This is a genomic window from Sphingobium sp. (assembly GCF_041987595.1).
Lineage (GTDB): Bacteria > Pseudomonadota > Alphaproteobacteria > Sphingomonadales > Sphingomonadaceae > Sphingobium.
Genome location: NZ_JBHIWJ010000005.1, coordinates 33,380 through 46,312, shown reverse-complemented (window position 1 = coordinate 46,312; position 12,933 = coordinate 33,380). Strand labels below are relative to the sequence as shown.

Annotated in this window: 16 protein-coding genes; 15 read left to right on the top strand and 1 reads right to left on the bottom strand. The window is 62.6% G+C overall.

What is annotated here, in order from left to right:
- The first annotated feature begins 36 nt into the window (after window positions 1–36).
- From ACFC3J_RS02570 to ACFC3J_RS02550, 5 genes are all read left to right on the top strand, one after another.
- Window positions 37–492, top strand: coding sequence for a DUF4054 domain-containing protein (locus ACFC3J_RS02570; RefSeq protein WP_375194651.1), 456 nt, complete (start codon window positions 37–39; stop codon window positions 490–492).
- A complete protein-coding gene (locus ACFC3J_RS02565; RefSeq protein ID WP_375194650.1) occupies window positions 492–857 on the top strand; it encodes a hypothetical protein in 366 nt (121 codons plus the stop codon). Before ACFC3J_RS02570 ends, ACFC3J_RS02565 begins: the two co-directional genes overlap by 1 nt.
- Window positions 857–1,273 carry an HK97 gp10 family phage protein gene (locus ACFC3J_RS02560; protein ID WP_375194649.1) on the top strand — a complete coding sequence of 139 codons (417 nt, stop codon included), beginning with the start codon at window positions 857–859 and terminating at the stop codon, window positions 1,271–1,273. Before ACFC3J_RS02565 ends, ACFC3J_RS02560 begins: the two co-directional genes overlap by 1 nt.
- Before the next feature lie 274 nt (window positions 1,274–1,547).
- Window positions 1,548–1,979, top strand: a complete 432-nt coding sequence (locus ACFC3J_RS02555; protein WP_375194648.1) for a DUF3168 domain-containing protein — start codon at window positions 1,548–1,550, stop codon at window positions 1,977–1,979.
- A gap of 71 nt (window positions 1,980–2,050) precedes the next feature.
- Complete coding sequence (locus ACFC3J_RS02550; RefSeq protein ID WP_375194647.1) at window positions 2,051–2,503, top strand: phage tail tube protein; 453 nt, start codon at window positions 2,051–2,053, stop codon at window positions 2,501–2,503.
- Between the two features lie 48 nt (window positions 2,504–2,551).
- Here ACFC3J_RS02550 and ACFC3J_RS02545 read toward each other — a convergent pair whose 3' ends face one another.
- Entirely contained in the window at window positions 2,552–2,917 is a 366-nt protein-coding gene (locus tag ACFC3J_RS02545; RefSeq protein WP_375194646.1) for a hypothetical protein, read from the bottom strand.
- Window positions 2,918–2,974: 57 nt separating this feature from the next.
- Between ACFC3J_RS02545 and ACFC3J_RS02540 the strand changes: the two genes are divergently transcribed.
- From ACFC3J_RS02540 to ACFC3J_RS02495, 10 genes are read left to right on the top strand one after another with little or no spacing between them, the layout of a single operon-like run.
- Window positions 2,975–3,409 (top strand): gene transfer agent family protein, encoded by a 435-nt coding sequence (locus ACFC3J_RS02540; protein WP_375194645.1) that lies wholly within the window; start codon window positions 2,975–2,977, stop codon window positions 3,407–3,409.
- 20 nt (window positions 3,410–3,429) lie between these two features.
- Entirely contained in the window at window positions 3,430–3,564 is a 135-nt protein-coding gene (locus tag ACFC3J_RS02535; protein ID WP_375194644.1) for a hypothetical protein, read from the top strand.
- A complete protein-coding gene (locus ACFC3J_RS02530; RefSeq protein ID WP_375194643.1) occupies window positions 3,564–6,059 on the top strand; it encodes a tape measure protein in 2,496 nt (831 codons plus the stop codon). The genes ACFC3J_RS02535 and ACFC3J_RS02530 overlap by 1 nt, the downstream gene beginning before the upstream one ends.
- On the top strand, window positions 6,059–6,616 hold the full coding sequence (locus ACFC3J_RS02525; RefSeq protein ID WP_375194642.1) for a hypothetical protein: 558 nt from the start codon (window positions 6,059–6,061) through the stop codon (window positions 6,614–6,616). The genes ACFC3J_RS02530 and ACFC3J_RS02525 overlap by 1 nt, the downstream gene beginning before the upstream one ends.
- Window positions 6,613–7,014 carry a hypothetical protein gene (locus ACFC3J_RS02520; protein WP_375194641.1) on the top strand — a complete coding sequence of 134 codons (402 nt, stop codon included), beginning with the start codon at window positions 6,613–6,615 and terminating at the stop codon, window positions 7,012–7,014. Before ACFC3J_RS02525 ends, ACFC3J_RS02520 begins: the two co-directional genes overlap by 4 nt.
- Before the next feature lie 16 nt (window positions 7,015–7,030).
- The gene (locus ACFC3J_RS02515; RefSeq protein ID WP_375194640.1) at window positions 7,031–8,890 is read left to right on the top strand and encodes a hypothetical protein; all 1,860 of its coding nucleotides are present in this window, start codon (window positions 7,031–7,033) and stop codon (window positions 8,888–8,890) included.
- Complete coding sequence (locus ACFC3J_RS02510) at window positions 8,890–9,921, top strand: hypothetical protein (protein ID WP_375194639.1); 1,032 nt, start codon at window positions 8,890–8,892, stop codon at window positions 9,919–9,921. The genes ACFC3J_RS02515 and ACFC3J_RS02510 overlap by 1 nt, the downstream gene beginning before the upstream one ends.
- Before the next feature lie 47 nt (window positions 9,922–9,968).
- A complete protein-coding gene (locus tag ACFC3J_RS02505) occupies window positions 9,969–10,658 on the top strand; it encodes a hypothetical protein (protein ID WP_375194638.1) in 690 nt (229 codons plus the stop codon).
- A 1-nt stretch (window position 10,659) separates the two neighbouring features.
- The gene (locus tag ACFC3J_RS02500; RefSeq protein WP_375194637.1) at window positions 10,660–10,998 is read left to right on the top strand and encodes a hypothetical protein; all 339 of its coding nucleotides are present in this window, start codon (window positions 10,660–10,662) and stop codon (window positions 10,996–10,998) included.
- A complete protein-coding gene (locus ACFC3J_RS02495; protein ID WP_375194636.1) occupies window positions 10,995–12,908 on the top strand; it encodes a hypothetical protein in 1,914 nt (637 codons plus the stop codon). The genes ACFC3J_RS02500 and ACFC3J_RS02495 overlap by 4 nt, the downstream gene beginning before the upstream one ends.
- The last annotated feature ends 25 nt before the right edge of the window (window positions 12,909–12,933 follow it).

Below are 12,933 nucleotides of genomic sequence, written 5' to 3'. Positions count from 1 at the left end.
TCTATCGGGCGGCGGCCCTTTTCATAAGGATCACCGATGGCCTATTCGGCACCCGCAAAAGACACCTTCACCGGCATCTTCCCGGCCTTCGTGGCGGTGGGCGACGAGGCATATGCCTTCTGGTCGGCCCGCGCCGCGCGCATCGTCGATCCGATCCAGGCGTGCCTCGCCGATGATGCCGCCCTCGCCTGCATGCTGGCGACCGCACACTATCTGACCCAGCAGGGCATCGGCACCGGCACGGATGCCCAGATGGCGGCGCAAGGCGCGAGCGGGTTCAAGCGGCTGAAGTCCGGCACGCTTGAACTGGAGAAGGCCGACAGCGCCAGCGTTGCCGACATGGGCGATTGGGGCACGACAAGCTACGGGCAGCAGCTCTATCCGATGCTGAAGGCTTGCGTCGGCGGCCCCCGCGTGACCGGCACCGGCTGCGTCGTCAGCGGCGACGGGTTCAACGGCTTCGCGGGCGTCCTCCCGCCTTGGGTGCGGTGATGGGCTTGCTCGACGGCGGCATAGAGGCAATCTTCGGGACCGCGTTCGGTGGCCTATTCCTGCCCGGAACACTGCACCGGGACGGCACGGAGCCGATCTTCGACGCCGAGGGCAACATCACCGGCTATGAGGGTGGCGAGGGCATACCCTGCCGCCTCCAGATCGACGGCGCGACCTATGCGATGCGGCAGAGCGACGGCTATGTCGACGGCGATGTCCGGATCATCATCCTGTCCGCCGGGCTGGGCGTTGAAGTGACCACCGACATGCAGGTCACCGGGCGCGGGCAGCGGTGGATGATCGCCAGCGCCGAGAGGGATGCCGCGGCATCGCACTGGATTTGCCGGGGGCGGAAGGCGGACTGATGGTCAAGATCACCGGAGCCAAGGCCCACAAGGCGCGGCTGAACCGCATCCGGGGCGCCGCGATGCGTGCGGAGGTCGGCAAGGCCATCTATGCGGCGGCCGATTATCTCAGTGTCGAGGCCGCCCTGTCCGTCACCAACGGGGCGGTCTCCGGAAAAGGGCACGTTGCCAGCTCGCCAGGCGAACCGCCGAACGCCGATACGCACGATCTCGATCGCTCCATTCATACCGAGCGAGAAAGCCAGCTTGTGGCGCTCAGCGTGGCGGATTCCGACCATGCCGCCGCATTGGAGATTGGCAACTCTCGCGTCGCCGCCCGGCCTTTCATGCAGCCAGCAGCCGAGAAAACCCGTCCGAAGGCTCAGCGCCTCGTCGCCGCTGCGGTCAAGATCGTCTCGAACGGAGGAACTCTATGAGGGTCAAGTTCACCGCCGGCTATGATCACCGCTGGCCTTCGCGAGCCGTGACGCACTTCCCTGCTGGTTACGAAGGAACGGTGAAGCGGGAGGTCGGCGAGCGCGCCATCGCGAAAGGCAGGGCGACAGAAGTGAAGCGGCGTGCTAAAGCAAAGGCAGATGCAGCGCCCTCCTCAGACGCCAACATGGGAACAGGTGGAAGCCTGGCTGGACGAAACGATGCTCACCATGTGGGGGCCGTCGTTCAGCCTGCGTTCGTGGACGGGGCCGGACAATGACAACCATGGACCCGAGCCTGTCAGTCCGCGGGAAGATTATAGCAGCCCTGAAGGCTGACGGGGAGCTGACCGCGTTCGTGCCGGCGGCGCGGATCTATCCCAGCAAGACCCCAGCAGCCGTCGTTTTCCCTTTTATCCGTGTACCGATGCTGACTGGCACGGTCGCCGAACTGGACGGTGGCAGCGGGTCGGATCAGTCTGGCATGATCCACTGCTTCACGAAGCTATCCGCCACGGTCCCGGACCCTGAAGCCCAGGCCGCGACCATCAACGCGCATATCGTCCGGATCGTCAGCGGGATCGACGCAATATCCCTCGGGGATGGCGAGAGCCTTGGCGTCCACGCCGTGCAAACGCAGGTGCTGGAGGATGGCGCTGAAGCCGACGCCTTCCACGGCATTGTGCGGGTCCGTGCTACCGCATCCTAACCGCTGGCGTCCGTAGAGACGGCGCGCCCTGCCCCATAGCCTGCCACCAAATCCTCGCGGGAGCTTTTGGAATGGCGTACACGGACAAACTGAAATCGACGCGCGTCGCGATCATGATGGGCGACGGCGCGACGCCGGAAGTCTTCTTGCCGATGTGCGGCATCACGACCAAGGGTTTCCAGCAGACCCGCGCGACCAGCGACACCGTTGATTGGGACTGCGCCGATCCGGACGCCACGCCGATCACCGTGCGCGATGTGGGCGCCACGGACTGGACGATCAGCGGCTCCGGCCTGCTGCATCGCCCTCTGCTCGCGGATGTTCAGGCGGCCTTCGATAGTTCGGAAGCCACCAACTATCGCTTCATGTTCGATGAGCCTACCGGCGGCGAAGTGATCGATGGCTATTACCAGGGGCCCGGCATCATCACCGACTTCAACATCACCGGCACCAACGGCGAATATGTGAACATCAGCATCACGATCAGCGCGGCCGGGGCGAAGGCGTTTGTTGCCAATACCTGACCGGATCACATCGCGTCGGATTGAGGGGCGGCCTGCGGGTCGCCCTTTTCAGTTCGGCTTCACCAGCGGGGCGTCGAATAGCTCCGGCCAGCACTTCTTCGACATCTGCTTCCAGATATTCTTGGTAGCGCCGCGATACGCGCCGAATCCGTACAGCAACAGCGTCCGTTTCTCCCCCTCATGCACCTCAAACGACATGGTGGGCTCCTTCACCGTGCCACCCAGGTTACCGAAACGAAAATCGACGCGCTGGCCATAGGGCTGCTGCTCGATCGTCGCGGTACCGCCCTTATCGAAGAATGCTTCCGCGCATTGAACGGCTTCGGTGGCCGGCTTGTCCGTTTCGGCCAGGACATAGGAACGGTCAGTCGGCAGCGTTATGGCGCTGGCGAGCAATATGGCAGCGATCAACAATCTCTCTCCTGCTGGCGTCCGTAGAGCATGGCGCACCATCCCACATAGCGTTGCCCCATGCAAACCGAGATCGACCTTGCCTTTGCGGATGGCCGCTACCTGTTCCGGCTACCGATCAAGCGGATAGTCGAGATCGAGGCAAAGGCCGGCCCGATCGATCTGGTCAAGCACCGCCTGCTGCATGGCGGCTTCTCGATCCATGATGTGGTCGAGACGATCCGGCAGGGGCTGATCGGCGGCGGCAAGGGTGAGGTGAACGGCGCGCCTGTCGAAGTGACGGCCCTGCGCGCGAACAGCCTGATCGAGAACTATGTCGATGGCCACGCGCTCGCGGATCACCACATCACCGCGCAGGCGATCATCACCGCGCTCTATGTCGGCTACACGCCCGCACAGCAGGCTAAAAAAAAAGCCCCGGTGAAGCTCAAGAACCAGAACGGATCGACTGGGGCGTCGTCCTCCACAACCTCCGAACCATCGGCTTCGGGCTGAGGGATGCGGAGGCCGTCACTATGCCGGAATATACCGCGCTGCTGCACCATCACAATCTAGCGAACGAAGAAGGCGAGGAAGCGCCACCCTCCGCTGATGATGTGACCTCTATGTTCCTGCGCATGGAGCGCGCTGGCATCGGGAAAATCCACTGATGGCTGTCACCGCTGATCGCGTTGTTGTCGAGCTTGAGGCTCGGCTTGATCGATATGAAGCCAATGTTGCTCGGGCCGAGGCCAAGTTCGATAAGGCGATGGGCGGCATCCAAAAGAGCGCAGGAGCGACGGAGCGCATCGTATCGCGGGCCATGAGTGGCATCACGGGCGCGCTGGCGGGGGTCTCGGCTGTAGCTCTTGCCCGCTCCTTCCTGACGATCGCGGACGAGGCCAAGAAGCTGGAGGCGCAGCTACGCCTTGCCACCGCTGGTTTCGGTTCCTTCGGGCAGGCGCAGAAGGATGTGCAGCGGATTGCCGACGAGACGCGATCTGGCTTGTCGGAAACGGCATCGCTCTATGGCAATTTCGTGCGTGGCGCGAAGGAGCTCGGCGCGACCCAGGCGGAGGCCGCTCGCGCGACCGAAACCTTTTCCAAGACGCTGAAGATCAGCGGTGCCGATGCCAATCAGGCTGCTTCGGCCACCCTGCAGTTCGGTCAGGCCCTGGCGGCCGGCGCATTGCGCGGCGACGAGCTCAACAGCATTCTGGAGGCCTCCCCTCGCCTTGCCCGACTGCTCGCCGAAAGCATGGGTCAGCCAATCGGCCAGATCAAGCAGTTGGGCGAGGAAGGAAAGCTGACCTCCGACAAGCTGCTGAAGGCCCTTACCGACACCAAGTTCACCGCGGGCATCGACGCAGAGTTCAACCAGATGCCGGTCACGTTCGATGATGCGATGACACGCGTCTATAACGCGGCGCTGACGACCTTCTCGGCTTTCGATCAGGGTGGTGAGTTCTCCTCCATGATCGCGAGCTTCTTCGGCGAGGGCGCTGACGGCTTCTCGGACTTGGAGCAGCAGGCCTTCGACACCGGTGCGGAAATTCGCGCCACGTTCGCCGGCCTGACAGACGTGTTCCAGCCTCTCATCGATGCCGCGTTCAACGCCTTCGGTAGCATCGAGCAGCGGGCGAATTATGCCCGCGACAACATCGCGAACATCCTCCGGCTCATCGACAATGCGGATAATTTCCTCATCCGTATCGATAATTTCGGCCGCCGCGTGGATAACGGTATCAAGTCCACTATCAACGAAGCCCAACGGCGTGCTGGCGGGGGCGGCCGCGAGTTTTCCATAACGCCGCTGGCGAAGGAGGCGGATCGCGCCGGGCAGTTCCTGAAGGCCTTCAACCAGTCGATGGCATCTTCGCAAGGAAAGCGCGCAGAAGACCGCTTCCGCAACATGATCGGCGGTTACGACCTGATGGGCAATCCGCTGCCGGGAACGCCCGGAGCGGGGCGCGGAAAGCCAACCAGCACACCATCCTCATCCAGCGGCAAGAAAACCCGCACGCCGAAGTCGCCGCTAAGCCCCGAGGCTTTCGCGCGCGAAGAAGCGTCCCTCAACGACCAAATCCTTCGCCTCAAGGGTGATGAGCTAACCAACGCCGCTGATCGGGCGCAGGTAGAGCTTAACCGGATCGAGGCGTCGAAGCAGGCCGCCATCAAGGATGTGGATCAGGAGAAGCGCTACACCCCTGAGCAGAAGAAGAAGATCATCGCCCTGACCGAGACGGTCGCCGCACTGGAGGCTGGCAAGGTCATCTATGAGCGCGACGTGCAGGCGGCGAAGGACGCGCTCGGTATCCGCCTGGGCGATCTGCGCAATCAACAGGATCTGCTGCGGGCGCAGAGCGATTTGACCGATACGCGCGAACAGCGCCGCGACCTCGAACTGCGCTTGCTCGACCTTGCCTATCAGCAGGAGAAAGCCGAGCTTGAGGCGGTCATTGCCAGCAAGGATGCGACTGACGCGCAGAAGAAAGTGGCGCAGGCTCGGCTTGCGACGCTCGGCCAAATTCAGCAGGCGGAAGTGGCGGGCGTTAATCGGCAGTTTGAGGGTCCGCTTGACCGGTATCTGCGCAGGGGCAACGATACCAGCACGCAGGATCAGGTCGAGGATCTGGTCGTGCAGGAACTCGACTATGTGCAGGATGGCATCAGGGACGCGATCACGAAGCGCCTCGGGATCAAAGACCCTTTCCTCGCCGGCATCCTCGACATCTTCATCCAGCAGAACATCATGCGCCCCATCGCTGAGGCGCTCGCCAATAGCGGCGGTGGCGGCGGCATCGGCGGCTTAATCGGCGGGATTGGTGCGGTTCTGGGCTTTGCGGGAGGCGGCTCCGGTGTCATCGGCGGGCGCGGCGGCACCGACACCAATGTCCTGTCGCTGAATGGGCGGCCCTTCGCCAATGTCAGCCGAGGCGAAACGCTATCTGTCGGCTCCAAGGCGCTCGGCGGGCGCTCCGGCGCGCAGGTCGTCCAGCCCATCATCCAGGTCGACGCCCGCGGCGCGGTCATGAACGACGAGTTCGCCCGGATGATCCTTGCGAAGGCCAATCAAGGGGCGGTGCAGGCGGCGGCCTCCATGGGGCAGGCTATCAACAAGAACCTGCCTGCGCGCCTGGCGAGCTTCCAGCGGGACGGCACCTGATGGCGATCTACCGCGAGAGCATCGTTGCGCGCATCGACTGCGACCCGCCTGCACTCCTTTGGTCAGGCTATGGGCCTCTCCCGTTGCCCGCCGATACGGTGATCCCTTCTCCCACGATCGCGCTGGGCGGTGCCGAGCTGGTGAGCGTCCCGGATTTCCAGCAGCTGATCAACGGCACGGCCGAGCGCCTCGATTTCACCCTGTCGGGCGTCAGCGAGGAGACAATGCGCCTGGCGTTGGAGGATGCCCCGTCGGTCAAGGGTGCTCGCGTCGACATCGGAACCGTCCAATTCGATGAGGCATGGCAGGTCGAGAGCGTCGAATGGGAGGCGGTCTTCGAGGCGCGGTCGCTGAAGATCAGCCGCCCGACCAAGCAGGGCGATCAGGTAACGCGCTCGATCACGCTGACCATCGTGCAGGGCGACACAACCAGGGCACGCGCCAAAAACGCCTTCTTCACGGATGCCGATCAGCGCCGCCGGTCTCCAACCGATGCCATCTTCAGCCATGTCGCAGGCATCAATGCGGGCACATCGCGGCGGTTCGGTCCGAAATGATCGAACTCGGAACCTTTCTCCGCGAGATGGGCAACCGTCGCCGTGTACCTGGCAAGTGGGACTGCTGCGCTATGCCTGCGGAATGGGCGATCTTGAACGGATGGCCTGATCCGATGGCGCACTGGCGCGGAGCCTATGACACGGAAGAGGGCGCCGCACGCTTCATCGAGGACGCTGGGAGCCTAACCCAGTTATTCCGCTGCGGGATGGAAAATGCAGGCATCCCGGAGCGGCGTGGAGATGTGCGAATCGGCGACATCGGCGTGCTGCGGGTCGGCGGCATGGAAGCAGGCGCGATCTTCACCGGCAAGCGCTGGGCGATGGTGGCAGACCGCGGGCTGGCCGTGGCGTCCGTAGAGATCGAGGCTGTTTCGGCGGCTTGGTCGGTATGTGGGTAAAACATTAGGCGCAATTTTGACGATCGGCGCAGCCGTTGCGATCAACGTCATCCCCGGCGTTGGTCAGGCTATCAGCGGCGCGATCGTCGGTGCCCTTGGCGGCACCTTCGCGGCCTATGGCGTGGCCGTTACGGCGGTACAGGCCCTAACCCTAGGCCTGACCGTTGCAGGCGTCCAGAGCTTGGGCGGCCTACTCGGTCTCGGCCCATCAATGCCGAAGCCGGACACAGCGACGACTGCTATCAAGATTCCACGCCCGCCCCGCGTCAGCGCATATGGGATCAGCCGCCTTTATGGTGCCTATGTCCTTTATGAAACATCGGGAAACGGCACGGCGGTCGATGTCCACGCCATCCATGACGGCAGGCTGACCGAAGTCCTCGGTTTTTATCTCGCTGATGACAGGATTACCTTGTCTGGCGATTTCGTGAACGCCGGGGAGGATGGTCGTTACGGCGAGAACAAAGTGAGCCTCTACTACACGGACGGCAGCACTCCTGGTCCAGCCAACACCGTTGCGATGTCCCTCTTGCCCGGCATCTGGACGGCCAATCACCGCGGCGATGGCGTGGTCCTGATCAGCCTGTTCTGTGCGCCGGTGAAGTCTGAGGACTTCCTCGATATCTACCCAAATGGCGCGCCGGTGCCCTCGATGGTGGCGAAGTGGCAGAGATGCCCGGACCCGCATTCTGCCGATCCGACCAACGAGGCGCTGTGGACATGGACTGAGAACCCCGTTCGACAGCTCATGCACTATAAGATGGTGCGTGAAGGCATCGATTATTCGACCAAGATAGCGCCGACGATCGAATATTGGCGCGCTGCGGCCGATGTTTGCGATGAACCTGTTGCGCTAAAGGCAGGCGGCACTGAAGCCCGCTGGCGATCCTGGTTGGCTCACAAGCACACTGACAAGCATGGTGACGTGACAGCGGCACTGCTCGCCTCCTGCGACGGCTGGATGGCCCCGCGCAGCGACGGCGCGCTAGTGATTTTTGCGGGCAAATACATGGCGCCCAGCGTCACGATCGGGCCGGAGCATATCGTCGCTTTCGAATGGCAGGGCGTGGGCGTCGATGACGATGAGGCTGTCAACGAGATCATATGCTCCTACATCAGTGCGGCTCACGACTATAACAGCGTCGAATGTGATGCGTGGCGCGACGAAGACGACATTGCCGAGCGCGGTCAGATCCTCAGCGACAGTCTCGACCCGCAAGTCCCGTCATGGGGTCAGGTTCGCCGCCTCGCAAAGCGCCGCATGGCCCGCACGAATGCGCTGTTTCGCGGGACGGTGACAACGAATGTCGCGGGTCGTATCGCCAGGGGCCATCGTTACATCAGCCTCGATCTGACGGAATCCGGGGCGACCTTCTACAGCGGGCCGGTCGAGATAACTGCGGTCACGCGGAACATGACCACTGGCGGCATAACCTTTTCATGGGTGCAGGCATTGCCCGCCATCGATTCCTGGAACCCAGCCACCGAAGAAGGCGAGCCGGCGGCGCTTGGTGATCGTGTAGCGCCGGAACCTCTCGACCCCCCTTCCATCCTCTCCGCTACCCCGAACACATACGACTATGGGGCGCAGATCACGGTAAGCGTGAGCGGGCCAATCCGCCCTGACCTAACCTGGTATATCCGTTGGAAGATCAGTACCGACGCAATCTGGTCGGAGAATACGGCGACGGACACGGATGCCGGCGACCCTATCGTCCTGATAACCCCGATTGTCCCCGCGGGCGCCGCGATCGACGTTCAGGTCGCGTACGGGGTTGGCGATGGCCGCACCTCTGACTGGTCTGAGACGGCAACCGCTACGACGGAAGCTGGAGACATAATCTATGACGGCGGCGACGCCGAGACGGAGGCCTGATGCCTACGGTTCGTTTTCAGCTCCGCCGCGACACGGCGGCGAATTGGACAAGCGTCAATCCCACGCTTGGCCCTGGCGAGCCCGCGCTGGAGACGGACACCGGCAAGCGGAAATACGGCAATGGCGCGGACGCTTGGACAGATCTCCCTTACGCCGTTGTTTCACCGACAGATATTATAAGCTCGACAACTGTCGGCCGATCGCTGCTGACCCTTGCTAACCCCGATGCAGTTCGATTTCTGCGGGTCAATGCTGACAGCAGCATTTCGGCGCTAGATGCCGCAGCGTTCCGCACGGCAATTGGAGCGGGTACGTCGTCCACGACCGGAACAGTTACAAGCGTCGGAGCGTCAGGCGGCACGACTGGGCTGTCGTTCACAGGCGGTCCGATCACCGGTTCTGGAACCATTACACTAGGCGGCACCCTAGCCATTGCAAATGGTGGCACTGGCGCGACCAGCGCAGCGGCCGCCCTATCCAATCTCGGCGGTGTGGCGACGTCACGCTCAATATCGACCGGCACCGGCTTGGTGGGCGGTGGCAATCTTTCGACGGACCGCACGCTATCGCTCGCCACCAGCGGGGTCACATCTGGCTCCTATGGATCCGCGTTGAAGGTGCCCACCATCACGGTCGACGCATATGGTCGCGTAACCATCGTATCGGAAAACACGATCCCTGCACTTGCGTCAGGGAATTACACACCAACCCTGACTGCGGTTGCAAACGTCTCCGCGCTGACCGCCTATGAGTGTACATGGATGCGCGTCGGCAACAAAGTGACGGTACATGGCCGAATCGACATGACCGCGACGGCGGCGGCCACCTTGTCGCGCTTCACCATGACGCTGCCTATCGCAACCACCATGACGGCCGGCGAGCATGCTGGTGGCGTCATCGGAACGGGCTTCGGCGGCAACTTCCAGGGCGGCGTGGGCATCGGTAATGGCACGACGATCGAGGTGCAGATCCAGGCCATAGCGGCTGCTGGCCGCGCACACTGGTTCGAGTTTGGTTACAGGGTAATGTAGGGCTGGCGTCCGTAGAGCAGAAGAGGCGTCCGCGCCAATCCTGCGGCATGTTCATCTTCCCGTCGCATCGCTTCAATCCGAAGCTGGTAACCGCGATGCCGGTTCCGCAGGTCGTGTCCGGCGGCGCGAACCTGAACGATGACGAGACCACAATTCAAACCGATGGCGGAGGTCGGTGGTCCGTCACGCACGGCAATATCGACCTGCGCGGCCCTTCGATGCTGCGGCTATGGGAAAGCTGGGTGGCATATCTTGCCGGTGGCGCCCGAGTGATCCTCGTCCCTCTTCTCTCCCTACCGACCGCCCCACGCCCAATCGCTGGCGGAGGGATCGCTCGGCCTTCGCGGCTTGTGGCGGATGACGATCATTTCCCAACATCAGTCGCTTATGCCGCGCCGTACATCAATGCCGAGACTGCCGCGCCAGCAGGCATGCGCGCCACCACGCTCAGCGTTAACGTGACGCAGGGTGCGCGTCTGGAAGGTGGCGAGAAGTTCAGCGTCGGCCGCCGTGGGCATATTGTGGAGCGGGTCGTCTCGCGGACAGGGCAAGTCGCAGAGTGCGTCATATCCCCGCCCACTAGGGAGGCAATTCCTTCTGGCGCGGCCATCAACTTCGAATGGCCAGTCGTCCAGTGCAGGGCGGTCATGGGACAGAACCTTGCGCCCGATGTGTCTTTCGGCAGATCAGCTGGCGTGTCGATCTCCTTCGTGGAGGATTTCAGCGATGCCGGCTGAGATGGACATCGAGGTTCCGCGCAACGGCAACTACTTCAAGGGATGGACGCTTGAGGACGACGCCGGCAGTCCGATCGATATCACCGGATGGACGTTGCGGCTTCAGGTTCGCGCCGTCGCGGGAGCCGGCGGTGCGGCCATCGCCTCCGCGCTGATTAGCGGACGAGACGACGCGCAGGGCTTCTTCAATGTGCGCCTGCGCGGCGCGGACTTCGCGGCGGTGCCTGGCGCGATGGAGATCGTCAAGCTGGCCTATGACTTCATCGCATTCGATGCCGACAACATTGTGATCGTCGAAACGCGCGGCCAGATCCATCTCATTCCAGGTGTGACCATATGACGGTGATTTCATCCAGTGGCGGTGTCCGCATTCGTGTGTCCGGCGCGCGCGGGCCGCGTGGCTTGGCGAGCGGGCCTTTGGGCGCCGGTTCGGTCGATGCTGAGACGATCAGCGACAGTGGCCCAGAGCAAGAGCTGATCCGGGAGAAAATCGGGGCTGGTCCGATCAACTTCTCGCATGACGACATCGCCGACGAGGGATCGATTGTCGACAAGCTGAAGCGCGAGGTTCACGTCGAGGACGCGCCTTGGCTCGCTAATAGCGTGATCGTCTTGGACAAGGCGGCAAAGGTCCAAGAGGCGATCGACTTCGTTTCGGCGTTGGGCGGTGGCACCGTCAAATACGGCCATTCCGGCGATTCCTACACGTTTGCCGATGGCATCAATCTTCGCCGCAACGTAACCCTGCAGGGCCCAACGGGGCGCGCTGATCCTGGGAACCCATTCGCTGGCCGGGCCGGCTTCTACGAGGCTCTCGCGGTCGTTCCCAAGCTGATCCTTGGCAGTGGGGCGAGCATCACGCATGAGGGCGCCGGATGCCTGCAAAGCTGCTATATCCTTCGCGAAGGAACGCCGACCGACGGCACGGCCGATCCGGATGATTTCGAGGGCACCGCGATCCTGACCGGAACGACGGATGCGGTGGCGATCCGCGACTGCTCTATCCTCGGCTTCGAATTTGCCGCGTTGTCGACCGGGACCGCTCGCATCATCTGGGCCGATGTTCTGATCGACTGCCTAAATGGGCCTCGTCAGGAAACGAGTTACGACAAGAACACCTATTCGTCGGTGCATTGTTATGGCGTGCTGCAAGGCGACGTTGGGCCGACTAGCGCGCTCACGTTGCGCAGCGGCGCCGGATTCTATCTAGGCGGCGAGTTCAATGGCGGACCAACGCTGTTCAACTGCTTCGAATATGGCTTCAATGTCGGTTTCCATGTTGCCTGCCCTGGTAGTTACAAATTCGTTGCGTGCTGGTCTGACGGCCCCCACAATGCGGGCACCGAACGCCCTCTCGACCCCAACAGCGTCGGCATCTACTGCGTGTCCGCTTCGCCCGCGCATATCGTCGCCGAACCGCAGTTCGTCGGTATCACGGTCAGCGCCAAGGGCACGGGGGCGGTGTTGGGCGGGGATATCTACGGCGCCACACTCATCTTCGGCGCGCATATCTATCTCTGCAACGTCTGCATCAATTGCAGTGCCGAGAACGTCGTCTTCATGGGCGCGCTGCGATCCTATTTCGATGGCGGGATCATCTTCAACAGCCCGGACGCGGCCTATTCCGCCAAGGTGCCATTCAGCATCTTCTATAACCCACAGGTCAGTTCGACGTTCGAAATTAACTGCGGTTTTGGCGAGCCGATCCTGACTGGCACATCGCGCGCAGACGGCAACATGCGGCTGGTCAATGTGGTGCCGTTCCGCACGACGCGCGACGATGCGGGTCTTGTGATCGTGCCGGATCACAGGGAAACCTTCGAGGTCGGGCAGATTACCGCGAGCTTCACCGGTTCCATTTCGGGAACGACGCTCACTGTCACTGCCACATCTGGCGGTCGGATCGCGGTGGGGAGTGTCATCGCGGGCAGTGGTGTCACGGTCGGCACAAAGGTCATTGGGAAACTGACCGGCAAGGGCCTCACCGGCACATACATCGTGGACACATCGCAGACAGCAGCAAGTCAGGCCATGACCGGGACACTCGGGACCGTTGGCGCGATCGGCGACTTCTATCCGCGCATCCCCGGCAAGATCATCGAGCCGGTATTCCCTGCATCTGGCTATTCGCTGACCGGATCGAATTTCCGCCTCGGCTCCGCATTTGCGCCTGGCGTTGATGGCTCGATCCGGCTGCGTTGCTCGGCTGATGGCTCGCAATATCGCGAGCTTTCGCGGGGGCCGTTCTGATGCGCCATCATAAAATCACAACGGC